The organism is Roseburia sp. (genome assembly GCF_041325975.1).
Classification (GTDB): Bacteria; Bacillota; Clostridia; order Lachnospirales; family Lachnospiraceae; genus Roseburia; species Roseburia rectibacter.
Window position 1 is genome coordinate 1,281,427 of record NZ_JBGLEJ010000005.1, and the last position, 25,897, is coordinate 1,307,323.

Genomic DNA, 25,897 nt, shown 5'->3' on the forward strand with positions numbered 1-25,897 from the left:
TATTCTTCTGAATTAAGTTACCATTTTCCTTAAAGTTCTTTCCTATGCCGATCTAGGAAACAATAGAATGTACCTTTCTTAAACACTCTATTGTCACAAATCACCGTCAGATTTCTAGCAGATCTTGCGAACTTTTAAGACACCCTCTGTATTCTTTAATTTTTCAAGTACATCCTCCGGAACAGAAGTGTCTAAATCCAAAAGTGCATATGCATAATCGCCTTTTGATTTGTTTGCCATTCCGTCAATATTGATTCCTGCATCACCAAGGATCGTTGTATATAAACTTAACATACCTTTGACATTGCGGTGTAAGATTCCGATACGTCCTGCAGTTGTGCATGCTCCCATGCTGCAGTCCGGGAAATTTACAGAATGGACAATATTACCATTTTCTAAGTAATCACGGATCTCACGCACTGCCATAATCGCACAGTTATCTTCTGACTCTGCTGTGGAAGCTCCAAGGTGAGGTGTTACGATACAGCCCTTTGCACCAACAGTCGTTGTGTTCGGGAAATCAGATACATATTTGTGTACTTTTCCTGCTGCAAGTGCATCCACCATTGCTTCTTCATCCACAAGCAGATCTCTTGCAAAATTTAATACGATCGCAGTTGGTTTCATCATAGCAATTGCGTCTGCACTGATCATTTTTTTCGTAGAATCCAGAAGCGGCACATGGATCGTGATGTAGTCACACTCACGGTAGATATCTTCTACGTTGCTGATGTGCTTAACACTTCTTGATAAGTTCCATGCTGCTGCAACAGAGATATACGGATCATATCCATATACTTCCATTCCCATATGGATTGCTGCATTGGCAACTAACACACCGATCGCACCAAGACCGATGACACCTAATTTCTTTCCGGAAATTTCGGTTCCTGCAAAGTTCTTTTTCTGCTTCTCAGCTGTCTTTGCGATATTTTCATCGTTCTGGTTCTCTAAACACCATTCGATACCGCCTACGATATCACGGGATGCGTAAAGCATACCTGCAAATACAAGCTCTTTTACACCATTGGCATTTGCACCAGGTGTATTGAATACGACGATACCCTTTTCTGCACATTTATCAAGTGGAATATTGTTAACTCCGGCTCCTGCTCTTGCAACTGCCTCTAAAGTATCCGGCAGTTCCAAATCATGCATTGCAGCACTTCTGACTAAAGCAGCCTGTGCATCTTTTAATTCATCTACTTTCTCATACTGATCTGAAAACAGATCCAGACCGACTGATGCGATCGGATTTAAGCAGTTATACTTAAACATTATGCATTCTCCTCCTCAAACTTCTTCATGAACTCTACTAATTTTTCAACGCCCTCTTTTGGCATCGCATTGTAGATAGATGCTCTCATACCGCCAACAGTACGATGTCCTTTTAAATTTACAAATCCGGCTTCGGTTGCTTCTTTTACGAATTTGGCATCCAGATCGGCATCTCCGGTTACGAATGGAACGTTCATCAGGGAACGGTCCTCCGGTACAACAGTTCCTTTGAATAATTTGCTCTGATCTAAGAAATCGTAAAGGATCTTTGCTTTTTCTTCATTGCGCTCTTTCATGACAGAAAGTCCGCCCATCTTCTTTAACCATTTGAATACTTTTCCGCAGATATAAATGCCGTAGCATGGCGGTGTATTGTAAAGAGAATCTGCATCTGCATGTGTTTTGTATTTTAACATGGTAGGTGTTCCCGGTAAGGTATCCTCTGTGATCAGATCCTCACGGATAATTACGATAACAACACCGGCAGGTCCGACATTCTTCTGAACACCGCCATAGATCACACCATATTTGGTAACATCTACAGGCTCTGATAAGAAGCAGGAAGATACATCCGCTACTAATGTATGTCCTTTTGTATTCGGGAGTTTTTTGTATTTGGTTCCATAAATTGTGTTGTTCTCACAAATATATACATAATCAAGATCATCCGGAATATCAAGATCGGAGCAGTCCGGTATGTAAGAAAATGTCTTATCCTCGGAAGATGCAAGTTTTACTGCCTCACCGTAAATGGATGCTTCCTGATATGCTTTCTTTGCCCACTGACCTGTTACGATATAACCTGCTTTTTTATTTTTCATCAGGTTCATCGGGATCATGGCAAACTGCTGGGATGCTCCACCCTGTAAAAACAGGACTTTGTAATTATCCGGAATATTCATCAGGTCTCTTAAATCCTGCTCTGCCTCTTTGATGATATTGTCATATACTTTGGAACGGTGGCTCATCTCCATAACGGACATTCCGCTTCCTTTGTAATCTAACATTTCATCTGCTGCCTCTTTTAATACTTCCTCCGGTAATACAGCCGGTCCTGCAGAAAAATTATACACTCTGCTCATCTTAAACTTCCTCCTCTGATTTATGATTGTTGTTTTTTTGCTAAGTCTTCACCGGTAAATGAAGAACTGATTGCCTCTCCCGGTGCAACCATCGGCCACACCTTGTCATCACAGTTGATGATACAATCGATCAAAACCGGTATTTTCGATTCAAGTGCTTCCTTAAAAGCCTCGTTGAATTCTTCCTGACTGGTCACGCGGTATCCTTTTGCGCCCATCGCCTCTGCTAATTTTACAAAATCCACACCGTCATCAAGGACAGTTGCGGAATAACGTTTTTCATAGAAAAGATCCTGCCACTGGCGAACCATTCCAAGTACATGATTGTTGACGATCACTTCGATCAACGGCAGCTTTTCGCGTGCTGCAGTTGCGATTTCATTCATGTTCATACGGAAACAGCCGTCACCTGCAATATTGATCACCTGTTTATCCGGATTGCCGATCTGTGCACCGATCGCAGCTCCAAGTCCATAACCCATCGTTCCGAGTCCGCCGGATGATAAAAAGGTACGCGGGTTTTTGTATTTGTAATACTGTGCTGCCCACATCTGATGCTGTCCGACTTCTGTCACGATAACTGCATCTCCCTTTGTCGCACGGTAGATCTCCTCCATCAGATATGGACCACTGAGTCCCTCTTTCGGATAAGTGAGCGGATATTTTTTTTTCAAATCCATGATCTCCCCGATCCATTCCGGATGACTCTGTGCATCTAATTTTTCATTGACACGGATCAGAATTTCTTTTAAATCCCCGATCACACTGGCATCCACCTGGATATTTTTATTGATTTCTGCCGCATCCACATCAAACTGTAAAATTTTTGCCTGTGATGCAAATTTCTTAGCATTTCCAAGAACACGGTCTGAGAAACGGACACCAACTGCGATCAGAAGATCACACTCACTGACACCAAGGTTGGATGTCTTTGTTCCATGCATGCCGAGCATTCCGGTATAAAGATCATCTGTTCCGTCAAATGCTCCTTTTCCCATCAATGTATCACAGACCGGAGCATTTACTTTCCCTGCAAACTCTTTTAATTCTTCCGATGCACCGGAGATCACTGCACCGCCGCCGACAAAGATATACGGTTTCTTTGCCGCCTTTATCATGGAAACCGCTGTATCAACATCTTTTTCGCAGATTGTATCTGTGACCCTTGCGATCGGTTTCGGCTCCACCGAAGTGTATTCCGTCTTTGCCGCTGTGATATCTTTTGGGATATCCACTAAAACCGGTCCCGGACGTCCTGTCTGTGCGATCTTAAATGCACGCCGGATCGTATCTGCAAGTTTTGTAACATCCTTTACAATAAAGTTATGCTTTGTAATCGGCATTGTGATTCCCGCAATGTCGATCTCCTGAAAACTGTCTTTTCCAAGAAGCGGTACGGTAACGTTGCAGGTAATTGCAACGACCGGAACCGAGTCCATATAAGCGGTTGCGATTCCAGTTACAAGGTTCGTTGCACCCGGGCCTGACGTTGCAAAGCACACACCGACTTTTCCAGTACTTCGCGCATATCCGTCCGCTGCATGGGATGCTCCCTGCTCATGTGATGTCAGCACATGCCGGATTTCTCCCTGATGTTTATATAATTCATCATATACATTTAAAATGGCACCGCCCGGATAACCAAAAACTGTATCAACACCCTGTTCTTTCAGGCATTCGATCACGATCTGGGCACCTGTTAACTGCATATTATTCCTCCATTCCACTGCCATTCTCATCTGTTTTTAATTTCTACATCATCAGATGCTTCTTTTACAACATATGACTTTTCGAATGACAACTTTTGTATTTCTTTTTTATTTCTGTTCTTCCGGCAATGCTAAAATAGCACCTCTGTTGCCGGAAGTTACTAACGATGCGTAGCGTTTCAGATAACCTGTCGTTACCTTTGGCTCTCTCGGCTGCCATTTTGCTTTTCTTGCTGCCATTTCTTCGTCTGAAACTGCAATCTCTAATTTCATCTCCGGAATATTGATACGGATGATATCGCCCTCTTCCACAAGTGCGATCGGTCCGCCGACTGCTGCCTCCGGTGACACATGTCCGATGGAAGCTCCACGGCTTGCGCCGGAAAAACGTCCGTCTGTGATCAATGCTACGGATGAGCCAAGTCCCATACCTGCGATCGCTGAAGTTGGATTTAACATTTCACGCATACCAGGTCCGCCTTTTGGTCCCTCGTAACGGATCACAACCACGTCACCGGCAACGATCTTACCGCCTTTGATCGCAGCAATCGCATCTTCCTCACAGTCAAATACTCTCGCCGGTCCCTCATGCACCATCATCTCATCACAGACTGCGGAACGTTTTACAACGCTTCCGTCCGGTGCAAGATTTCCTTTTAATACAGCAAGACCACCTGTTTTACTATATGGATTATCGACTGGTCTGATGACTTCCGGATTCTTATTTACCGCATTGGCAATATTTTCGCCCACTGTCTTTCCTGTCACAGTCATGCAGTCTGTATTCAGTAAACCAATGTCTGCAAGTTCTTTCATAACGGCATAGACACCGCCTGCCTCGTTTAAGTCTTCCATATAAGTAGGACCTGCCGGAGCAAGATGGCAGAGGTTCGGTGTTTTTTCACTGATCGGGTTTGCAAATGCGATATCAAAATCGAATCCGATCTCATGTGCGATCGCCGGAAGATGCAACATACTGTTCGTAGAACAGCCTAATGCCATATCTACCGTCAATGCATTTAAAATGGCATCTTTTGTCATGATATCCCTTGGACGGATATTCTTGCGGTACATATCCATAACTGCCATACCTGCATGTTTTGCAAGTTTGATTCTCTCAGAGTAGACAGCCGGGATCGTTCCGTTTCCACGAAGTCCCATGCCGAGTGCCTCTGTCAGACAGTTCATGGAATTTGCTGTGTACATACCGGAGCAGGAGCCACAGGTCGGACATACTTTTTCTTCGTATTCTCTTACATCATCCTCCGTCATGGTTCCTGCTGCATAGGAGCCTACTGCCTCGAACATAGAAGATAAACTTCTCTTTTTGCCCTGAACGTGTCCGGCAAGCATCGGTCCGCCGGATACAAATACGGTCGGAACATTGATACGCGCTGCCGCCATCAGAAGTCCCGGAACGTTTTTATCACAGTTTGGCACCATGACAAGTGCATCAAACTGATGTGCAAGTGCCATGCACTCGGTGGAATCCGCGATCAGATCTCTGGTTACAAGGGAATACTTCATTCCGATATGCCCCATCGCGATTCCGTCACAGACTGCGATCGCCGGAAATACAACCGGTACTCCGCCCGCTTCTGCAACGCCTAATTTTACTGCATTTACGATTTTATCAAGATTCATATGGCCCGGTACAATCTCATTGTAGGAGCTTACGATACCGACCATCGGTTTGTTCATTTCTTCTTCCGTGAAGCCTAATGCATTAAAAAGACTTCTGTGAGGTGCCTGCTGCATCCCTTTTTTTACATTATCGCTTTTCATGTAATCCTCCTTGTTTTGCGGAGCAAAATGCGAACCCTCTGGTGAGCAGAGGATTTTACTCCTTGTTTTGCTCCCTATATTAAATACGTTCGCAGATCAGATCACCCATCTGTGCGGTACCGACCTGTGTGACATTTTTCTTTTTATCTTCTTCCTGCGGCATGATATCAATCGTGCGATAACCGTCTTTTAATACCTGTTTTACGGCTGCCTCGATGGCCTCTGCCTCTTTATCAAGGTCAAAGGTATAGCGGAGCATCATTGCTGCACTTAAGATTGTTGCGATCGGGTTTGCGATACCTTTTCCTGCAATATCCGGTGCAGAACCGCCGCTCGGCTCATAGAGTCCGAACTTCGTGTCGTTTAAGCTGGCGCTTGACAACATTCCGATGGAACCTGTCACCATGCTCGCCTCGTCGGATAAGATATCTCCGAACATGTTTTCTGTTAAAATGACATCAAACTGTTTCGGATCTTTGACTAACTGCATCGCACAGTTGTCAACTAACATATGCTCATAGGTGACTTCCGGATAGTCCTTTGCTACTTCCTCGACCACTTTTCGCCAGAGTCTTGAGGAATCCAGCACATTTGCCTTGTCCACGCTCGTCACTTTTTTGCGGCGTTTCATGGCAATGTCAAATCCTCTCTTTGTGATCCTGCGGATCTCTGTCTCGCTGTAAGTCAGTGTATCTGTTGCAGTCAGCACACCGTCAACTTCCTCGGTCCCTCGTGCACCGAAATATAATCCTCCAGTCAGTTCACGCATGATCATCATATCAAATCCGTCCCCGATGATGTCGTCGCGGAGTGGACATGCCTCTTTTAATTCTTCATATAAGTAAGCCGGTCTTAAATTTGCAAATAAATTCAGAGACTTTCTTAATTTTAATAATCCTGCCTCCGGTCTCAATTCCGGTGCCAGTTTATACCACGGAGAGGTTGCTGTATTACCGCCGATGGAACCCATAAGCACTGCATCGGACGCTTTTGCTGCTGCGATCGCCTCATCGGTTAACGGCACGCCTGTTGCATCAATCGAACAGCCGCCCATCAAAATCGCTTCATATAGAAAACTGTGACCATACTTTGTTCCGATCTTGTCTAATACTTTTTTTGCCTCTGCCACGATCTCCGGTCCGATTCCGTCACCGGAAATCACGCCAATCTTACATTCCATGCTCTGATCCCTCTTTCTTTTCCTCTGTCAGATATGTGTAACTGATTTTTCGCCTGTCAGAAAGTATCCTGCCTTTCTGCACCATAGAATGCATACTCTGCGAACATCCTGCTTTATTATGAATAAAAAGAAAATCAGCGGCTGCTGTGCGCCCACACTTTATCACATTACTAACAGACAGTATGTATAATGTCTATAATAATGTAATTTGTGAAACATTGCAACCTCTGATTCTATTTTTCTTTTTTATAATATTTATAACCTGGTATTATGAAAGTGCTTTCTTTTCATTACCTGGTTGTATACCATGGTATAGCTTAAGCGCTCATTACGGATAACAGACTGCGGAAGATTCCATCTTTCTGGATCAGTTCATCATAATTGCCGCGTTCGATGATGGCGCCTTTGGAAAATACCAGAATTTCATCATATTGTTTTAAGCTGTCTGCTTTTAACTGGTGTACGATATTTAAGATGGTCGTGTCTGACTGCAGGACGGTCTGTTCGATTTTTGCTGCCATGAGGCTGTCAAGACTGGATGTCGCTTCGTCTAAGATCATGACAGGAGTATTGCGGAGGAATGCCCTGGCTATGGCAATGCGCTGTTTTTCTCCGCCGGAGAGATTGGAACCGGATTCCTGTATGGTAAAATCAAGTCCCTTTTCGTTCAGGTAGTCTCCCATACCGGCACGGATTAATGCCTGTTTGATGTTCTCATCCGAATAGCTTTCATAAAGGGAAACATTGTCCCGCAGTGTGCCATCTAACACGACGACATTCTGATGAATGAGTGCAATGCTGCGGTAGAGTTCTTTCTTCTGAATATCGCTGATGCTCTGGCTGCCAAAACGGATCTCTCCTTCAAAATGGTTATAATAATGCATCAGCACATACATAAAGGTACTCTTTCCACTTCCGCTGTTTCCGACGATCGCATATTTTTTGCCAGGTTCAAAAGTTACGCTTAAATTATGTAAGACCTCTTCGCCCTCCTCGTAGGAAAAACGTAGATTTTCCACTGAGATTGGCAGTGCTGTTTTTAACTTTTCCCCATGGTCTGCATCTTTCGGCAGGTTTAAGATATCCGTCACCCGCTTTAAAACCGGCTGGCTTGTCTTATAGTCTGCAAGCAGTTTTGAGATCCACTGGATCGGTGTCTGGATATAGTTCATAAGCTGTATGGTTGCGATCAGGATACCGACCGTAACGTAACCTTTTAAAACTAAAATCCCGGCAATTCCCATCATGCACACATCGATCAGGAAACCGATCCCGCCGGAGATGCTTCTTGACATGTTCTGCGTATTGCGAACGGAAAAATGCGTCCTTTCCACTTCCCAGTTACATTTTTCATAATCGGTAAGGATCTCCCGCTCCACATGATAGCTCTTGATGACCTCATAGCCGTTCCAGATGTTTTTCAGTTTTCCGTTGTACCAGTCAAGCACATGGATGTATGATTTCTGGCGCGCTGAAATCTGTTTTCCAAACAAAAACGGCACGATTAACGGCACCGCACAGAGCAGAATCGCCGAAAATGCCAGCCACGGTTCCATCTGGTACAACGTGACCGTCGCGATCAGAAATGTGAGGATCTGGATCACAATGTTTGGCAGACACAGAAAATATTTTTCATCGAGCATACCGATATCATTGTTTAAGATCGATGTATACTCCGCGCTCTTGTGCAGACGGTAACTGTCGAGATCCGTGCTCACAATACTTTTACAGATGTCTTGTCTCACATCCACTAAGACTTTCTGTGAAAACTTCATCTCAAAATAGGAGCCGACATAGCCGAATGCTGCATAACAGACAACGATCACCACCCCTGCAATGCTCGTATGTAACATTTTTTGTGCATCCATGGCGGACACTGCGTCGATCATTTTCTGCATATAGAGTGCAAATAAAACTGCGGCTATGGTTTTTAGGACAGCGAAAAATACCCACGCCATAAGGTGTACTTTGTGCTTTTTGAAATATTCATTCATTGTTATTCTCCTTGCAGTCCGTATTTACTTGCAAATATTTTTCGCACATCTCTATAACATGATTTCCATTAATATTTTTTATTCTATCATAGACCATTTTTGCTATTTGGTATTCATTTTTTTCAATTAATATTGTAAATAATTGAAGAAGCTGCTCCTCATCCAATTTATTAATGTATTTTCTTGCTTGTACTAACTTATAGTTATATGAACATAAAATATTCTCAGACTCTATCGTTCCATTTAATGTGAACCGCGAATTTGAGCATCCACCCAAACACATATCCCCATACTTGCACTCACGACACAGCCCTTTCAAATCATCTCTTTTAAAATTTCTATTCCACAAAAATGAATCCTTAGAAAACCATATATCTCGCAATGATCCATCTCTGATATTTCCCTCTATCATTTTCTCATTTCTAATAGAAGTACATCCAACAATATCTCCATTTTGTAAAATACCAACTGATTTTTTTCCTGCCGAACATCCTGCCCAACAAGTATTCTGTTGCATACAAATTTGTTTTTTGTTGTAATAGCCTATTCCATCTGTCAGATGTATCTCTAATTGTCCTTCTTTCTTTTTATACGCAAAATCAATTATTTGTTCAATCATCCCTGGTTCAACAAATAATGTTTGTTGTTTAAGGAAATTACCCATTGGAAGTGTGATCTGTAGCTGCCAGAAATCAACCCCTATCTCCGAAAAGATATCATACATTTCGTCTAATTCTTCAATATTTTCATTGTTGATAGTAGTGGCTACCATTGTCTGTACACCATGATATTTTAATTTTTTTAACGCCAATAAATCTTTTTCAAAAGATCCCTCTTTTCTTATTCTATCATGAGTCTCTTTTACACCATCAATACTTATTGCACAAATTGCAATTCCAGCCTGTTTTATTTTTTCTACTAAATCATCCTCCACAAACCACCCATTAGAAATTATGTTTGTGTAAATTCCAGCTTTACTTAATTTTTCCGCAATCACATACCAATCTTTTTTTGTAGTTGGTTCTCCTCCTGTAAGTGTAACAAATTTTACTCCCATATTCTAAATCTCTCATGGCATTCCTTCCTTTCATATTTTATATATCAACACTTAATAAGTGCTAATAACTTTTTTACTGTAAATCACCTGTTGCAAAAAGACCATGTCAAAACCGGAAAAAAATTTTTTCTGGTTTTGACATGGTCTTTTTATAATATCTATAACATAATATATTTAAAATCTCAGATATGAGGTACATACATATGAAAAAAATATTACATTCCTTTCTCTTAATATTATGTCTCTTCACAATAAATACCAATCATTCTTTTTCTTTGATTGTTAATTCCTACACGCTTATCGCTGACAAGAGCTACCCTATCATCGATACCTATAGCTTGGATTATTCTATCTTCTCCCCAAACATTGTTTCATAAAGATCAGAAAACACCTTTTTATCTAATTCACCACTTGCTGCGGCGCTTACAAAATATGCCTGCTTATACTTTTTACGGCAATATTCTGCCTTTTCTTCTCCCTCCATTCCACTTTCAATCATCTCATTCATATTCCATGCCATTTCCCCTAAAACAAATGTCATTATCGGTGCATTTGCATATTTTCTCGCTTTCGGTAAAATATATTCACATAATTCCATGGAATACCGATAGTTTCCAACTGCCCCATAATACTTTGAAAGATTTGCAGCAATACTAAGTTCTTCGATCTCCCATTCTGCCATATATCCTTCCCGCAGGCTGCGCAGCAGCATTTCACAGATTTTTATACTTTTAGGATACTCATCTATTCTGCCATATGCCACAGCCAGCCGCTTTAAAAGTGTAATCTCCTGTTCCCGGAAAGGATATATCACATCACTTTCAAGAAATTTTTTATACTGTGGTACAACTTCTTCTGCAAGCTCTTCTAATGCTTCCACAAGCTGTTTTGCTGTAATGCGCTGCATATAATAATCCAAAAAAGTACTTTCCCGGCGGATATATCTTTGTGTAGATGCGTCTTTTCCAACAAGTTTTTTCATCTGTTCCATATAAAAGTCTGCTTTTTCAAAATCATGCTTTGCCATAGCATCCTCAAAATATTCCCGCTCCTCTATCAGTTCCATATCCCTGCTGACGCACACAGCATAATTTTTTTCTGTGATCTGATACATTTTCTCCATAAGTTGCCGATATGTATCACTTTTCACTTTATGTTTTCCGTTTTCGATTCTGGAAAGTGTCTCCACAGAACAGACTCCCTCACTCAGTTCTTCCTGTGTCATTCCGTTTGCAATTCTTGAAAGCCGTATCATATCACCAACATTATAATTTCCCATATGGCACCTCTTTCTACACTCTGTCACCCGTCGTTTTTATTTTTTGCACCAGTTCCACATTGTCCATGACAAGTGCCGTATAATAAGCCATCGTAAGTTCCACCTGACATTGTTTTTGATATTTCTGCTGCATGTCCTTGTTTCTCTGCATCAGCTCTTTTAACAGTCCTGCCTTCTTAAAATGCAATTCTGCCAGTCCACGCATCGTTCTGCTTTCTTTTACCAGTGTTAATGCCTGTTCAATATATTCCAGTTCCTTTTGTGCATCTCCTTTTTCTTCCTGTATGCTGGCAAGTTCTTTCAGAATGGACATTTCAGCCTGTTCCTTGATTTTTTTCGAATCATACTTTCTTATAAAAAGCAGCATTCTTTTCAATTCTGCCTCTTTCCATGAAATATCTTCCGAAAACTGAATCAGCCCCAAAAAAAGTTTTATCTCCATTTCACTGTATAAATCAGAAGTATTTTTCCTCTTTCCAAAAAAAGATTTTGTCAAAAGTATCGCCTCATTTAATACAGCCTTGATTTCTTCTTTTGATGCACCACGTTTCTGTAACAGTTCTGCCTTTCCCCAGAGATAATATTGTTCATGAAGCACTTGTTTTTTTGGCATTACACTTTGATAACTCTGTAACAGTTTCTCCGCTGTATCCAGATTTTTCTCTTCTAAATTCCGATGGATATCTTTTCGTAACCGGAACAAGTTGTAATCTTTCTCATTCAATAACAATTCAAATTCAAGAACCTGCTTTCCTATTCTTGACAACAATGTCGCACTGACTAATGAATCCACCTCACGATATCCCTCTTCAATCCGGAACATCGTTGCTGGTGAACAAATTCCTTCACAAACCTGTGTCATGGACAATCCATACTTCTCCCGATAATACGACAATGCAATCCCTACCGTATTTAATTTCATCTTCTGCCCCTCTAAAACTTTTCTGTCAGGCAGCAGAATATAAATTCCATAAATATTCTACTCCTATAAAGAAAAACCTGTTATGTTTTCTCATCCACACATAACAGGCTTTCTGGTACTACACTTATTTCTCCATTGCTTCTTCCGGTTTCTCCACTGCGGAGATTGCAGCTTTCTGCATCGGGATACGGCAGTTCTTGTTATTACCGAACTCAACGATCACGGTATCATCTGCGATATCGATCACAGTACCGTAAAATCCGCTTGTTGTCAGTACGGTATCACCGACTGCAAGCTCTGACAGCATTGCATTTTTCTTCTTTGCTTCTTTCTGCTGCGGACGGATCATGAAAAAGTACATGAAACCAAATAAAACGACTAACCAGATAATCATACCGCCCCAGCCTGCTGCTGTAGATGCGGATGAAGTGGATGCTAAAATTGACATCTTCTCAGTTCCTCCTAAATTTAATAGACATTACAATACATAATACACAAAATAGGCTTTTTAGACAAGCACTTTGCCAAATTTTATGATTAATTTATTTTTAGCCATTCTGTTTTTCTTTCTCGCGGTTGATCTGTCCCATACCGTACAGCTTTTCTTCCTTATAAGAATGGAATCTGCCTTCATCGATGGCATCGCGGATCTCTTCCATCATTGTATTGTAAAAATACAGATTGTGGAGCACGCAGAGTCTCATACCAAGCATTTCTTTTGCTTTTAACAGGTGGCGCACATATGCCCTGCTGTAACGGCGGCAGGTCGGACAGCCGCAGCCTTCCTCGATCGGGCGCATGTCTTTTTCATATTTCTGATTAAAAAGATTGATCTTTCCCTGATTGGTGTATACATGACCGTGACGTCCGTTTCTGGTCGGATATACGCAGTCAAAGAAATCAACGCCGCGCTCTACGCCTTCTAAGATATTTGCCGGAGTACCGACGCCCATCAGATAGGTCGGTTTGTGAAGCGGCAGATAAGGCACCGTCTCATCCAAAATATGGTACATCTCCTCATGCGTCTCGCCGACTGCAAGTCCGCCGACTGCATAGCCGTCTAAATCCAATTCTGAAATACGTTTTGCATGATCGATACGGATATCCGAATAGATAGCGCCCTGATTGATTCCAAATAACATCTGATGACAGTTGACCGTTCCCTCCTCGGAGTTTAGCTGCTGCATTTTTGTTTTACAGCGCTCTAACCATCTGGTTGTACGCGCCACGGAAGCCTCCACATAACTTCTGTCTGCAAGTGCGGGAGCACATTCATCAAACGCCATTGCGATCGTAGAACCAAGGTTCGATTGGATCTGCATGCTCTCTTCCGGTCCCATGAAAATTTTTGCACCGTCAATGTGGGAATGGAAATAAACTCCCTCCTCCTTGATCTTGCGCAGCCCGGCAAGGGAAAATACCTGAAATCCGCCGGAGTCCGTAAGAATCGGACGGTTCCAGGACATGAATTTGTGAAGTCCGCCAACTTCGCGGATCAGCTTGTCTCCTGTGCGGACGTGCAGGTGGTAGGTGTTTGACAGTTCTACCTGACATTTGATCTGCTCTAAGTCCTCGGTGGATACAGCTCCTTTGATGGCAGCAACAGTGCCGACATTCATGAATACCGGGGTTTGTATATCACCGTGGACGGTGTGAAGGATGCCGCGTTTGGCACGGCCTTCCTGTTTTAGTAGTTCGTACATTGTTTATAATCTCCTTTTTTCTTTATATGAAATGGGGGCGAAACTCTGGTAAAGGCTGTGAGCGCATGGAAAGCTTTCCATGCGAATTTACTGTTTTGGAGAGCTTCGCTTTGGCTGTTTTTACATGTATGAAAATATCATCTGTCTTTACCGGATAATTGATCCAATAAATCAAAATAGTTCTCGAAGGTTTTGCGGCAGCAGGATGGGTTGTCTATCACGATTCCATCCACTTTCAAACCTAGGAGGGCAAATGACATGGCAACGCGGTGGTCTTCATAGGTTGACACAATGCCAGCGGACGGGATTCCTGGTTTTATTGTGATGGCATCCGGTTCTTCGGTACATGTGATTCCGTGTTTGGTCAGTTCCTCTGACATGGCATGGAGGCGGTCGCATTCCTGTCCACGGATATGTCCGATGTGGGTGATATGCACATCGGATTTGCAGAACGGTGCCATTGCAGCGAGAGTCAATGCCTGATCTGAAAAATCGTTCATATCGATCTCAATTCCTTTTAGTGTATCTTCAGCGGGTCCGGTCACTTCAATCCCGTCTGCTTTTTCTGTGACGGTACTGCCCATCTGTGCAAGCACATCCAAAAACTTCATATCGCCCTGGCTGTTGTCCTTATGCACATGTTTTACAAGTGTCCTGCCGCCTGTGATCGCAGCTGCCGCATAAAAATAACACGCTGCCGAAACATCCGGTTCGATCTGATAATGTTTTTTCTGATAGACGGCATTCGGATCGATCCGATAATTTTTTCCGTCATATTTTACTTCCACACCCGCGTCCGCTAACATTTTTCTTGTGATGCGGATATAGGAACCGTCTGTTTTCTCACTTGTAATGTGGATGTCTAATCCCTGCGGTATCATCGGTGAGATAAGCAAAAGTGCACTTAAAAACTGAGTGCTCTTGCTGATGTCAAGTGACAACTGCAGTGGGGTTCCATCTGCCTTTGTCTGATCTGTGTCAGCTTTTGGATTTCTCCGTCCACAAATCTTCACCGGCAAATGTCCTTCTGTTTCCAGATAAGTAATCTTTGCACCAACTCCGGTGAGCAGTGAAAATAACTCCTGCATCGGTCTTTTTTTCATCTGCTCTGAAGCTTCGATCGTATATTCCCCATCGGAAAAACCAAGCATTGCCGTCAGAAAACGGGCGGCTGTCCCGGCACTTCCGACATTGATCACTGCCTGTTTCTTGGGAATATTTCCACCACAACCTAAAACAGTAACCGCCTTTTCCGACTCATTGATATCTACCATAAAGCCCAAAGATACCAGACTCTCCAGAAAATGCCTTGAGTCATCAGAAAACAGCACTCCTTCTAACTTCACTTCACCATCCGATAAAGCTGCCATCAAAAGTGCACGGTTTGTCATGCTCTTAGATCCCGGCACATCCACCGTCCAGTCGACCGGTCTATCTAATCTTTTTACCTCATATTGTTCCTTCATATATATTCATCCCTGTTATCAGTTTTCCTGCCTTTAAGCGCTTTTCCCATTTTAACATATTCCTGTTGTCACGAAAAGAGAAATCTTTTATAATGATTAAGATATATAATCTTATAATACATATTTTCAGGAGGAATATTTCATGGCTGGTTCATCATTCGGTACAATTTTTAAAATTACAACATGGGGCGAATCCCACGGGAAGGGACTCGGCGTTGTGGTGGATGGATGTCCTGCCGGACTGCCTCTTGATGAAAATGATATCCAGAAATTTTTAAACCGCAGGAAACCGGGTCAGTCAAAGTTTACCACCCCGCGGAAAGAAGATGACGCAGTCGAGATTTTATCCGGCGTGTTTGAGGGAAAAACAACCGGTACGCCGATCTCTCTTGTCGTGTACAATCAGAACCAGAAATCCAAAGATTACAGTGAGATTGCGTCCTATTACCGTCCGGGACATGCGGACTATACTTTCGACCAGAAATACGGTTTCCGCGATTACCGCGGCGGCGGACGTTCCTCCGGGCGCGAGACGATCGGACGTGTTGCAGCCGGTGCGATCGCTGTCAAAATATTAAACCAGCTCGGCATCACATTTTTGACTTACACCCGTTCCATCGGGCCGATCAGTATTTCATCACAGAATTTTGATGCCGCACAGATCAATGAAAATCCGCTCTACATGCCGGATGCCGACGCTGCGGAAAACGCAGAAAATTATTTAAATGCCTGCATCGCCGAACAGAATTCCTCCGGTGGTGTTGTGGAATGTATCATCCAGGGTGTTCCCGCCGGACTTGGCGATCCTGTCTTTGAAAAATTAAATGCGAATCTCGCAAAAGCAGTCATGTCGATCGGTGCAGTAAAAGGTTTTGAGATCGGTGACGGATTTGACGTTGCGAAAGCAACCGGAAAAAACAATAACGACGCCTTCCGCATCGGTGCTGACGGCAGGCCGGTCAAAACAACCAACCATGCCGGAGGTATTTTAGGCGGAATGAGCGACGGAAGTGACATTATCCTGCGCGCCGCGATCAAACCTACACCATCCATCGCTGCCCCCCAGCAGACTGTCAATAAAGATGGGGAAGAAATTGATGTGAGCATCAAAGGACGCCATGATCCGATCATCGTTCCACGCGCCGTGGTCGTTGTGGAGTCCATGGCTGCCGTAACTCTTGTGGATGCCCTTTTTACAAATATGAGCGCAAGGATGGATTCTCTTGAAATGTTTTATCAACACTAATACTTTATAATTCATAGGACGTAATTTCCTATGAAGATTCGGGGTGTCAAAAGGTGGCTCACAACTTAGCTGCTGGCAAATTGCACAAAGCCGGGACTGTTTTTGTGACTTTAGTAGAAAATTAGTAAATCTTAGTATGCCTGTCTATTTACAGTAATGTTCTGCCACGGACGGCAGAACAAGGCTTCGCGAGCCATGGAAGGCTCGTTGAATGCCGTTTACGTCACTCTGTGAAAAACTGATTCAGGCATACTTAGTTTTTCTTATTTTCGGACAACGGAACAAAACAAGTTCGGTTTTGTGCAATTTGACAGACCCAAAATTGAAAACCACCTTTTGACACCCGAATCCTATGAATCTTATGAATTATAAAATGCCGTCCATTCCTGGTCGGCATTTTTTGTTATTCTTATGTAAGTAAACTAAGTATCATCTGGGCAGTCTCTGTCAGTCCCGTCCCGTTATCCATACTTCTCTTTTGCATATAGCGATGAGCTTCCTCCTCTGTCAGGTTGTTACGTTCCATCAAGAGTGCTTTTGCTTCACTGATCAGATTCATCTCTTTCTCCGACCGCTCCTTCGGTTTTTGTCTTGCCTTTTTCCGTCTGCGTGTAATCGTGTATTCCATCATTTCAACGGTCTGGAGCAGTTCATTGATCTTTAGCGGTGTCGATAAACAGACCAGATTTTCCACATCACGCTCACCACAGTTTCCCGGTGATGCCACGAGCAGCATTTCAAACTGAGGGGGGAGATATTCATGTAATTCCGTATACATCATATCCACAAAACGGTAACCACATACCATGATCCCTCCGTCCAGTTCATTTGCATTCTGTAAAGCCTGGGCGCCTGTCGTGCAGACGGCATCCACATGATGACCGTTCTGCATCAGGATCTTTTTGATATTACGCGCAGTATCCTGTTTCGGAAATGCAACGATAATGTTTGTCAAATCTTTTCCCCTTCATTCCTATATCAGATTTTATACAGGTAATTATTGATCTCCCAATCGGAAACCTGCGCACGATAATCTGCCCATTCCGATTTTTTGGCCTCAATATATTTTTCCGTCGCGTGTCTGCCCAGCACGTTCTGTAAATATTCGTCTTTTTCAAATTCTGCAAGTGCCTCTCCAAGGTCAGCCGGAAGTTCCTCGATACCGAGTTTATTTTTCTGTGACATACGCATCTCAAAAACATTTTCCGTCACTGCTGCCGGCGGCTCAATCTGATTCCGGATACCATCAAGTCCTGCCTGTAAGCACACCGCAAGTGTCAGATACGGATTGGCTGCGGAATCCGGACATCTGAGTTCCACCCTTGTACCCTCGCCTCTTGTAACCGGAATACGGATGAGTGGGCTGCGGTTTGTCACAGACCATGCAATATAGATTGGTGCCTCATATCCCGGAACCAGACGCTTATAGGAATTGACAAGCGGATTGGTAATCGCCGCCATTCCTTTCATATGTTTCATCAGACCGCCGATAAACCAGTATGCTTCTTTGCTGAGTCCTAACTCGCCGTCCGGATCGTCAAAAATATTTTTTCCGTCCTTGCAGAGTGACATATTCACATGCATACCGGAACCGTTGATTCCAAATTTCGGCTTTGGCATAAAACTTGCAAACATTCCATGACGTTTTGCGATCGTTTTGACAGCCAGTTTAAATGTCATGATATTGTCTGCTGTTTTGACCGCCTCATCATAACGGAAATCGATCTCATGCTGTGCCGGTGCAACCTCATGATGGGAAGCTTCAATCTCATATCCCATATCCTCTAACGTCAGCACCATATCACGTCTCGCATTTTCACCCAGATCGATCGGTCCAAGATCAAAATATCCGGCACGCTCCGTGCTGATCGTGGTCGGCTGCCCATCCTCATCCTGATTAAACAGGAAAAATTCACATTCCGGTCCGACATCAAAACGATATCCCATCTGCGTTGCATCTTCCACTGCCTTCTTTAAGATATAACGTGGATCACCCTCAAAAGGTTTTCTGTCCGATGTATAAACATCACAGATGATCCTTGCAACCTTTCCCTGCTGCGGACGCCACGGGAAAATTACAAACGTGTCAAGATCCGGATACAGATACATATCCGACTCCTCGATACGGACAAATCCCTCAATGGACGAACCGTCAAACATACATTCATTACTTAATGCTTTCTCTAACTGACTGGACGTGATCGCCACATTCTTTAAAGTTCCAAACATATCCGTAAACTGCAGACGGATAAATTCCACATCCTCTTCCTCTACCATATTAAAAATATCCTGTTTCGTATACCTGCTCATCAAAAATCACTCCTTCTTCATATACTGCAACACTTTATCGTAAGCCATCGGCCCTCCAAATAAATCGAGTGCGCTTCCAATGGTCACATTCAATCTGTTATTCCCCAGTTTCTTCAGTTCCAAAAGGTCTTCAAAACTGCCAACGCCCCCGGCATAAGTGACCGGTATCTTTCCCCATTCGCCGAGCATCTTTACCAGTTCCTTTTCAATCCCTTTTGCTTTTCCTTCGACATCCACAGCATGGATCAAGAATTCATCACAATAGGATGAAAGTTCGTCCAATAGTACGGTGCTGACCTCTTCATCTGTAAACTCCTGCCATCGGTCTGTCACTATATAATAGGTATCTTCTTTTTTTCTGCAGCTTAAATCAAGCACTAAACGCTCCCGTCCCACTGCAGCATTTAAGCGTTTTAAATTATCATAATTGATCTTTCCATCCCGGAACACATACGAAGTAACGATCACATGACTCGCTCCGGCATCCAGAAACTCTTTTGCATTTTCCGCTGTAACTCCACCACCGATCTGAAGTCCGCCGGGATATGCCCGCAGTGCATGTTCTGCCTGTTCACGCGTCGCTTTGTAATACTCACTGCTCACCGGATTCAAAAGAATAATATGCCCTCCTTTGATTCCTTCTTTCTGATACAGCTTTGCAAAATAAGCGGCATCCTGCTCCGCCACAAAATTCTCCGCTGCCTGGTCTCCGGCATCCTTTAAACTTCCACCAACGATCTGTTTAACTTTTCCGTTATGGATGTCGATACAGGGACGAAACTCCATAATTTTCCCCCTTTTTCTTCTCTTCTTTTTTCACAGAATAACATATTTTATCTGTGATGTTCTCTTTTATTTAGGTAAAAAATGGGCGACGTATGCCCGTGCTCTGGCCCCGTCGCCTAAAGCCATCATATCACACATCAAATCATTTGTGAACCATAATTTCTATAAGGTTTTTTCACACGTTTTATTATTACTTCTAATATATATCTATTTTTTATAAATTCACACTTATATTACATTGACAGAGTATTTTTTTTTTGCTATGATACAGAAACTAATATATCTTTTTCATACAATTCAATACGAAGAAAGTGAGGAAAATAAAATGGGAACAATTATTGGTGAAGGTATTACTTTTGATGATGTGTTATTAGTTCCACAGTATTCAGAAGTTACACCAAACATGATTGATCTGACAACGCATCTTACCAAAAAGGTCGTTTTAAATATTCCTATGATGAGCGCTGCCATGGATACCGTTACAGAACACAGAATGGCCATTGCAATGGCAAGACAGGGCGGTATCGGTATTATCCACAAAAACATGTCGATCCAGGCACAGGCCGATGAGGTAGATAAGGTAAAGCGTTCTGAAAATGGCGTTATCACGGATCCATTTTACCTTTCCCCGGATCATACATTACAGGATGCCGAAGATCTGATGCGCAAATTCCGCATCTCCGGTGTGCCGATCTGCGAAGGTGGCAAATTAGTCGGTATCATCACAAACCGTGATTTAAAATTCGAGACAGATTTTACCAAAAAGATCAGTGAAAGCATGACTTCCGAGAATCTGATCACAGCTCCGGAGGGCATCACTTTAGAGGAAGCAAAAAAGATCCTCGCAAAAGCAAGAAAAGAAAAACTTCCGATCGTAGATAAGGATTTCCACTTAAAAGGACTGATCACGATCAAAGATATTGAAAAACAGATCAAATATCCGCTCTCTGCCAAAGACGAGTTAGGCCGTCTGCTCTGCGGTGCCGGTGTCGGTATCACAGGAAACATGATGGAACGTGTAGAAGCTTTAGTAAAAGCGCACGTCGATGTGATCGTTGTTGACTCTGCACATGGACATTCCAAAAATATATTAGAGGCAGTCAACAAGATCAAAACTGCCTACCCGGATCTGCAGGTCATCGCAGGAAATGTTGCTACCGGTGATGCAACACGCGATCTGATCAAAGCAGGTGCTGACGCAGTCAAAGTCGGTATCGGACCTGGTTCTATCTGTACCACCCGTATCGTTGCAGGTATCGGTGTTCCTCAGGTTTCCGCTATCATGGACTGCTACAACGCTGCAAAAGAGTTCGGTGTTCCGATCATTGCAGATGGTGGTATCAAATATTCCGGAGACATGACAAAAGCTCTCGCTGCCGGTGCCAATGTATGTATGATGGGCAGCATGTTTGCAGGATGTGACGAAGCTCCGGGTACTTTTGAACTGTATCAGGGAAGAAAATACAAAGTATACCGCGGTATGGGATCTCTTGCAGCCATGGAAAACGGCAGTAAAGACCGTTACTTCCAGGAAGGAGCAAAGAAACTTGTTCCGGAAGGCGTTGAAGGACGTGTTGCATACAAAGGTTCCGTGGAAGACACTGTATTCCAGTTAGTCGGCGGTATCCGTTCCGGTATGGGTTACTGTGGCTGCCCGACCATCGAGGACTTAAAAGAGAAGAGCAAATTCGTTAAGATCTCCGCAGCAGCTCTCCGTGAGAGTCATCCACATGACATTCACATCACCAAAGAGGCTCCGAATTACAGTATTGACGAATAATCCTCTTTCCGATATAATATATGGTAAATTTTAAACATTCCGGTGCTATTTTTGTTATAGTGCCGGAAAATTTTATATTTTAATGAGGTGAAATTTCGTGGACGCAAGTGCCATATCACAGATTATTTTTCTAATTATTTTATTAATTTTCTCTGCTTTTTTTTCATCCGCAGAGACGGCTCTTACGACCGTAAATAAAATCCGGATGCGTACACTCGCAGATGACGGAAACAAACGCGCCGAACGGGTACTTCGTATTACAGACGACTCCCACAAGATGCTCAGTGCGATCTTAATCGGCAACAACATCGTTAATCTCTCCGCCTCCTCACTGGCAACCACGCTTGCAATCAAGCTCTGGGGCAGCGTCGGCGCAGGTATTGCAACCGGTATCCTTACGTTTCTGATCCTCGTCTTTGGTGAGATTTCTCCAAAAACTTTTGCGACACTTTATGCGGATCAGATTTCGATCGCCTATTCCGGTATTATCGGTTTTCTTATGAAAATACTGACTCCTGTGATTTTTCTGGTAAATCAGTTTTCCATGGGCTTTTTATTTTTACTGCATATGGATCCAAAGGCAAACAACAATCAGATGACAGAGGAAGAACTCCGTACCATCGTGGATGTCAGCAAAGAAAACGGTGTCATCGAATCAGAAGAACATGAGATGATCAACAATCTGTTTGATTTTGGTGATGCGCAGGCAAAGGAAGTTATGATTCCAAGACCTGATATGACTTTTGCAAATGTAAATAATACTTATGACGAACTGATTGATATTTTTCAGGAAGACAAATTTACCAGACTTCCTGTCTATGAGGATACGACCGATAACGTCATCGGTATCCTGAACATGAAAGATCTTCTCCTCTGCAAGGACAAGGAGCATTTTTCCGTGCGGGATATCATGCGTGAACCTTATTTTACTTTTGAGCACAAAAATACCGCAGAACTTTTTATTGAGATGCGTAAGTCATCTATCTCCCTTGCAATCGTACTCGACGAGTACGGTGCAACTGCCGGTCTTATCACGCTTGAGGATCTCTTAGAGGAGATCGTGGGTGAGATCCGTGATGAATACGACACGGATGAAGAAGATCCGATCCTGCCGCTTAATGACCGCGAATTTATCGTTTCCGGTTCCACCAATCTGCAGGATCTCTGCGATGAGTTAGATCTTAATTTCAGTTCCGAAGATTATGATACGATCGGCGGATATCTGCTCGGTCTCTTAGATCATCTGCCGGAAAAAAATGAGATCATCATCACAGATGACAATGTGCTTCTCCGCGTCGAACAGATGGATAAAAACCGGATTGAGAAAGTCTACATAAAAAAACCCGATTTTCCACCGGATGAATCAGACAAACAATAAATCTTATAAACGGTTATAAAAATACCGGATTTCAGCCTCAGATTTTATCTGATTTTGAAATCCGGTATTTTTATATTCTTTCTTATTCAATATTGCACAGATCACTTCCTGCTTCGGAACGGAACCGGAATGCATCCTCTACTCCATGATAAGAAATTGAAAAACTTCCCTCCATATCCAGATAGGAATGCGCTGCTGCGATCGCGTCTAAAAATTCTGCAATATTTTCCAGAAAACCTTCTGCACATTCCGGTGAACTGCACGCTTCTTCCTCTACCTTTTCGTCAATATACAGACGAAGCGTAAAATCATCCATGTCGCTCTCATTGTCCACTTCCGCTTTCTGTAAATAGGAATTGGTGCAATTCTTAAACAGATTGCTTACATAAGATGCCGTAGAAGAAATCCGTGACTGCGAAATATCCTCCGCCTCTAAATATATCTTGTAACTGATTTTTAAACTGTTGTCTGCCATTTTCTCTTTCTCCCGTTTTTTATTTATACTTATATCACATTTTGTAAAATGGATCGGTATATCTTTGTTATTTCTTTGTAGTGACTGCTTTTACCTTAGACCAGCCCGAATAGATCTTTTTGGATTTTCCATTCACTTTTACAGTCTTATAGGTGCGGATGCGTATGTAATATTTCTTTTTTGCTTTTAATTTTGAAACGTCCAGTTTTACCTTTTTGGTATTATTGACGTTCTTTGTCACAACCGATTTTTTGAATTTCGCATCCACTGCATACTGGATCTGGTAACTGCTTGTCTGTTTTGCCTGCTTCTTCCATGACACAGTAAATGCCTTTTTCTTTGCTTTCACCCCGGAAATCACAGTGCCTTTAGGAACGATCTGGAATGTCTTTTGATATTTTCCACTATACTTCCCTTTCATCACAATGGTGACGGTATAAATACCGGCATTTTTTCGTCCAGACGGTTTCTTTACCTTATAATCCGTTCCTTCTTTTAATTTCTTGCCAGCAGTATTTGTCACTTTTATAGTCGGCATATGTGCCTTTCCATCATAAGCATATGTGGTTTTTGAAAGCTGGATTTTCTTTACGTCCAAATAAGTGCCCACCGTTTCCGTCTTTCCACAGACACTGCACTTACGTTTTATTTTTCCACTTTCTTTGTACTCGTTCCATTGATGCCCGGTTGCGGGGATCACATTCTGTGCCGTCAGCACTTTTCCACAAACACTACAGTGATTTCCCTCTGTCAGTCCGGTTGTCTCACAAGCTGCCTCCACTGCAGCATCCGTAACCGGTACATGTCCTGCAGCCGGGATGACAGTCTGTTCTGTCAGTACTTTTTCACAGACACTGCAATGACTTCCTTCTGTCAGTCCGGTTGTCTCACAAGCTGCCGCTACCGCGTCATCTGTAACCGGTGTATGTCCTGTGGCTGGGATGACAGTCTGCTCAACCAGTACTTTTCCGCAGACACGGCAATGGCTTCCTTCCGTAATACCGGCGGTTTCACAAGCAGCTGCCACCTCAGGATCTATCTCAACTGTATGTCCTGTGGCTAGGATTTCTTCCATATAACCATTTCCGCAGATCGTACAGGTATACTCTCTTGTTCCGGCTTTTTCACAGGCTGCATCTGCAAGTATACTTGCATTGTAATTATGCAGACATTTTGTGACCACAGCACTGTTGTGTTTGCCATCTTCCATGGCAGCTGCTTTTATCACCGGATATTCGGAGCTGTTCCATAAAAAATCCGATTGATATAACATCCGCGTACCGGATGTCACCGGATTACTTTTATCTGTGGTATAATAGATTTCTGCCTCCTTATTATAACAGGACATTCCTATCTTTGATCCACTTGCATTTTCGTTCACAGATATCCATGGGCTGCCAACACTATCCATTTCTGTTGCAGGCAGATATCCTTCCCAATAGCTTTCCTCCGCATGATGTTTTTTAGAATAACTGCTGGATGTGTCATAATAATCATCATTCCGCAGAAAATAGATATATCCAACGTTATCGCTTCCGTTATCATCCCAGGTACAGTCGACATTATACCAGTTATTTTCCAACTTTATCTTATTCCACTCATGATCAAAACTAGTCACTGCCACGGTATCAATACCGGTTCCATTGCACATCATCTCAAATGTCTGGGCATATCCTGCACATACCGTCTTATTCGTACATAAAACACTGTATACGGACTGTGAATATTCTGTATTTTCTGTTGCAAAATCGCTATTTACAAGATCATGATTATATTCAACCTTTTGAATGATCAGATCATGTATGGTTTGTACTTTTTCGTCCTCTGTGCTGCATTCATCAATCTGTTTCTGCCAGGTGTCAACCTGCGCTTTTACTTTTTCAGTTTCCTCCATCCGGTCTGCACCCTTGCCAAACGCAGGATAAATACCAAATATCATAGAAACTTTTTTGTTTGAGTATGTAATTGTATAAATCGTCGCATTTAAAAAATAATATTGTGGTTTTGAATACCGAAACATCCGCAATACCTTTTTTTGCTTTTCCTTTTCAAGAGTGCTTCCCGATATCGCCTTCATCCGGTACGTTCCCGTATTCGTTGTCACTGCATCCGTTTCTGTCGTCAGATATTTTTCACATATGGCATCCAGATCATCCCAGTATTTTTTTTCCTCATCCGATAACTGTTCATAAAAATAATCACTTCCATACTTTTCCCAGTCATCGGCAGATATACCTGTCATCCGAAGCAATGACTGTTCCGCAACGTCATCTTCCTCTACAGACTCATAATCCTCATCATCTGCTTCTTCTGTTTTTTCTTCAAACGAAAAACGACCGACCGGTAATTCTGTATCTGTCAGAATTTCATCCGCATAAATGCTGTTACCATCCCCGGAAAACAAAAATGTCAGACTGCAAAAAACCACCGCCAATATTCCTGTTTTAAATTTTGTTCTTTTCATATG

20 protein-coding genes are annotated in these 25,897 nt (G+C 42.7%); 3 read left to right on the plus strand and 17 right to left on the minus strand.

Going from position 1 to position 25,897, the window contains the following annotated elements:
- Positions 1 to 114: 114 nt before the first annotated feature.
- From ACDD58_RS17150 to aroA, 12 genes are all read right to left on the minus strand, one after another.
- Positions 115 to 1,278: a phosphoglycerate dehydrogenase gene (locus tag ACDD58_RS17150; protein WP_370778512.1), complete on the minus strand. Its 1,164-nt coding sequence runs from the start codon at positions 1,276 to 1,278 to the stop codon at positions 115 to 117.
- A complete protein-coding gene (gene serC, locus ACDD58_RS17155) occupies positions 1,278 to 2,360 on the minus strand; it encodes a 3-phosphoserine/phosphohydroxythreonine transaminase (protein ID WP_006856993.1) in 1,083 nt (360 codons plus the stop codon). The genes ACDD58_RS17150 and serC overlap by 1 nt, the downstream gene beginning before the upstream one ends.
- A 20-nt stretch (positions 2,361 to 2,380) precedes the next feature.
- Positions 2,381 to 4,069 (minus strand): biosynthetic-type acetolactate synthase large subunit, encoded by a 1,689-nt coding sequence (ilvB, locus tag ACDD58_RS17160; protein ID WP_370778513.1) that lies wholly within the window; start codon positions 4,067 to 4,069, stop codon positions 2,381 to 2,383.
- Positions 4,070 to 4,177: 108 nt separating this feature from the next.
- Positions 4,178 to 5,854, minus strand: a complete 1,677-nt coding sequence (gene ilvD, locus ACDD58_RS17165; protein ID WP_015520186.1) for a dihydroxy-acid dehydratase — start codon at positions 5,852 to 5,854, stop codon at positions 4,178 to 4,180.
- Between the two features lie 79 nt (positions 5,855 to 5,933).
- On the minus strand, positions 5,934 to 7,034 hold the full coding sequence (gene leuB, locus ACDD58_RS17170) for a 3-isopropylmalate dehydrogenase (protein WP_117919643.1): 1,101 nt from the start codon (positions 7,032 to 7,034) through the stop codon (positions 5,934 to 5,936).
- 317 nt (positions 7,035 to 7,351) lie between these two features.
- Positions 7,352 to 9,028: an ABC transporter ATP-binding protein gene (locus ACDD58_RS17175; protein ID WP_117919641.1), complete on the minus strand. Its 1,677-nt coding sequence runs from the start codon at positions 9,026 to 9,028 to the stop codon at positions 7,352 to 7,354.
- Positions 9,021 to 10,085 carry a radical SAM protein gene (locus tag ACDD58_RS17180; protein WP_370778514.1) on the minus strand — a complete coding sequence of 355 codons (1,065 nt, stop codon included), beginning with the start codon at positions 10,083 to 10,085 and terminating at the stop codon, positions 9,021 to 9,023. Before ACDD58_RS17180 ends, ACDD58_RS17175 begins: the two co-directional genes overlap by 8 nt.
- Positions 10,086 to 10,428: 343 nt before the next feature.
- The gene (locus ACDD58_RS17185; RefSeq protein WP_370778515.1) at positions 10,429 to 11,364 is read right to left on the minus strand and encodes a helix-turn-helix domain-containing protein; all 936 of its coding nucleotides are present in this window, start codon (positions 11,362 to 11,364) and stop codon (positions 10,429 to 10,431) included.
- 13 nt (positions 11,365 to 11,377) lie between these two features.
- Positions 11,378 to 12,286, minus strand: a complete 909-nt coding sequence (locus ACDD58_RS17190) for a hypothetical protein (RefSeq protein WP_370778516.1) — start codon at positions 12,284 to 12,286, stop codon at positions 11,378 to 11,380.
- A 124-nt stretch (positions 12,287 to 12,410) separates the two neighbouring features.
- Complete coding sequence (gene yajC / locus ACDD58_RS17195; protein ID WP_015520178.1) at positions 12,411 to 12,734, minus strand: preprotein translocase subunit YajC; 324 nt, start codon at positions 12,732 to 12,734, stop codon at positions 12,411 to 12,413.
- 100 nt (positions 12,735 to 12,834) lie between these two features.
- Positions 12,835 to 13,989: a tRNA guanosine(34) transglycosylase Tgt gene (tgt, locus tag ACDD58_RS17200; protein ID WP_118597471.1), complete on the minus strand. Its 1,155-nt coding sequence runs from the start codon at positions 13,987 to 13,989 to the stop codon at positions 12,835 to 12,837.
- Between the two features lie 137 nt (positions 13,990 to 14,126).
- The gene (gene aroA, locus ACDD58_RS17205) at positions 14,127 to 15,455 is read right to left on the minus strand and encodes a 3-phosphoshikimate 1-carboxyvinyltransferase (protein WP_370778518.1); all 1,329 of its coding nucleotides are present in this window, start codon (positions 15,453 to 15,455) and stop codon (positions 14,127 to 14,129) included.
- Between the two features lie 142 nt (positions 15,456 to 15,597).
- Between aroA and aroC the strand changes: the two genes are divergently transcribed.
- Positions 15,598 to 16,701 (plus strand): chorismate synthase, encoded by a 1,104-nt coding sequence (aroC, locus tag ACDD58_RS17210; protein WP_006856981.1) that lies wholly within the window; start codon positions 15,598 to 15,600, stop codon positions 16,699 to 16,701.
- 409 nt (positions 16,702 to 17,110) lie between these two features.
- On the opposite strand, the gene ACDD58_RS17215 is transcribed toward aroC, so the two are convergent.
- From ACDD58_RS17215 to hisA, 3 genes are read right to left on the minus strand one after another with little or no spacing between them, the layout of a single operon-like run.
- The gene (locus tag ACDD58_RS17215) at positions 17,111 to 17,656 is read right to left on the minus strand and encodes an ANTAR domain-containing response regulator (protein ID WP_006856980.1); all 546 of its coding nucleotides are present in this window, start codon (positions 17,654 to 17,656) and stop codon (positions 17,111 to 17,113) included.
- A 23-nt stretch (positions 17,657 to 17,679) separates the two neighbouring features.
- The gene (glnA, locus tag ACDD58_RS17220; RefSeq protein WP_015560053.1) at positions 17,680 to 19,011 is read right to left on the minus strand and encodes a type I glutamate--ammonia ligase; all 1,332 of its coding nucleotides are present in this window, start codon (positions 19,009 to 19,011) and stop codon (positions 17,680 to 17,682) included.
- Positions 19,012 to 19,017: 6 nt separating this feature from the next.
- The gene (hisA, locus tag ACDD58_RS17225) at positions 19,018 to 19,797 is read right to left on the minus strand and encodes a phosphoribosylformimino-5-aminoimidazole carboxamide ribotide isomerase (RefSeq protein WP_015520172.1); all 780 of its coding nucleotides are present in this window, start codon (positions 19,795 to 19,797) and stop codon (positions 19,018 to 19,020) included.
- A gap of 325 nt (positions 19,798 to 20,122) precedes the next feature.
- Here hisA and guaB point away from each other — a divergent pair, with 325 nt between their 5' ends.
- Both guaB and ACDD58_RS17235 read left to right on the plus strand, forming a co-directional pair.
- Positions 20,123 to 21,577, plus strand: a complete 1,455-nt coding sequence (gene guaB, locus ACDD58_RS17230) for an IMP dehydrogenase (RefSeq protein WP_118412650.1) — start codon at positions 20,123 to 20,125, stop codon at positions 21,575 to 21,577.
- A 97-nt stretch (positions 21,578 to 21,674) separates the two neighbouring features.
- On the plus strand, positions 21,675 to 22,955 hold the full coding sequence (locus ACDD58_RS17235) for an HlyC/CorC family transporter (RefSeq protein WP_055193035.1): 1,281 nt from the start codon (positions 21,675 to 21,677) through the stop codon (positions 22,953 to 22,955).
- Positions 22,956 to 23,037: 82 nt separating this feature from the next.
- Here the strand turns inward: ACDD58_RS17235 and ACDD58_RS17240 are convergent, their stop codons facing one another.
- Both ACDD58_RS17240 and ACDD58_RS17245 read right to left on the minus strand, forming a co-directional pair.
- Positions 23,038 to 23,430, minus strand: coding sequence for a hypothetical protein (locus ACDD58_RS17240; RefSeq protein ID WP_055193034.1), 393 nt, complete (start codon positions 23,428 to 23,430; stop codon positions 23,038 to 23,040).
- 67 nt (positions 23,431 to 23,497) lie between these two features.
- Positions 23,498 to 25,894, minus strand: coding sequence for an FN3 associated domain-containing protein (locus ACDD58_RS17245; protein ID WP_370778519.1), 2,397 nt, complete (start codon positions 25,892 to 25,894; stop codon positions 23,498 to 23,500).
- Positions 25,895 to 25,897 lie beyond the last annotated feature (3 nt).

Excerpts from the sequence above, each read along its gene's own strand:
- ACDD58_RS17150 (WP_370778512.1), bottom strand. The coding sequence starts at position 1,278 with ATGTTTAAGTATAACTGCTTAAATCCGATCGCATCAGTCGGTCTGGAT.
- serC (WP_006856993.1), bottom strand. The coding sequence starts at position 2,360 with ATGAGCAGAGTGTATAATTTTTCTGCAGGACCGGCTGTATTACCGGAG.
- ilvB (WP_370778513.1), bottom strand. The coding sequence starts at position 4,069 with ATGCAGTTAACAGGTGCCCAGATCGTGATCGAATGCCTGAAAGAACAG.
- ilvD (WP_015520186.1), bottom strand. The coding sequence starts at position 5,854 with ATGAAAAGCGATAATGTAAAAAAAGGGATGCAGCAGGCACCTCACAGA.
- leuB (WP_117919643.1), bottom strand. The coding sequence starts at position 7,034 with ATGGAATGTAAGATTGGCGTGATTTCCGGTGACGGAATCGGACCGGAG.
- ACDD58_RS17175 (WP_117919641.1), bottom strand. The coding sequence starts at position 9,028 with ATGAATGAATATTTCAAAAAGCACAAAGTACACCTTATGGCGTGGGTA.
- ACDD58_RS17180 (WP_370778514.1), bottom strand. The coding sequence starts at position 10,085 with ATGGGAGTAAAATTTGTTACACTTACAGGAGGAGAACCAACTACAAAA.
- ACDD58_RS17185 (WP_370778515.1), bottom strand. The coding sequence starts at position 11,364 with ATGGGAAATTATAATGTTGGTGATATGATACGGCTTTCAAGAATTGCA.
- ACDD58_RS17190 (WP_370778516.1), bottom strand. The coding sequence starts at position 12,286 with ATGAAATTAAATACGGTAGGGATTGCATTGTCGTATTATCGGGAGAAG.
- yajC (WP_015520178.1), bottom strand. The coding sequence starts at position 12,734 with ATGTCAATTTTAGCATCCACTTCATCCGCATCTACAGCAGCAGGCTGG.
- tgt (WP_118597471.1), bottom strand. The coding sequence starts at position 13,989 with ATGTACGAACTACTAAAACAGGAAGGCCGTGCCAAACGCGGCATCCTT.
- aroA (WP_370778518.1), bottom strand. The coding sequence starts at position 15,455 with ATGAAGGAACAATATGAGGTAAAAAGATTAGATAGACCGGTCGACTGG.
- aroC (WP_006856981.1), top strand. The coding sequence starts at position 15,598 with ATGGCTGGTTCATCATTCGGTACAATTTTTAAAATTACAACATGGGGC.
- glnA (WP_015560053.1), bottom strand. The coding sequence starts at position 19,011 with ATGAGCAGGTATACGAAACAGGATATTTTTAATATGGTAGAGGAAGAG.
- hisA (WP_015520172.1), bottom strand. The coding sequence starts at position 19,797 with ATGGAGTTTCGTCCCTGTATCGACATCCATAACGGAAAAGTTAAACAG.
- guaB (WP_118412650.1), top strand. The coding sequence starts at position 20,123 with ATGGGAACAATTATTGGTGAAGGTATTACTTTTGATGATGTGTTATTA.
- ACDD58_RS17240 (WP_055193034.1), bottom strand. The coding sequence starts at position 23,430 with ATGGCAGACAACAGTTTAAAAATCAGTTACAAGATATATTTAGAGGCG.
- ACDD58_RS17245 (WP_370778519.1), bottom strand. The coding sequence starts at position 25,894 with ATGAAAAGAACAAAATTTAAAACAGGAATATTGGCGGTGGTTTTTTGC.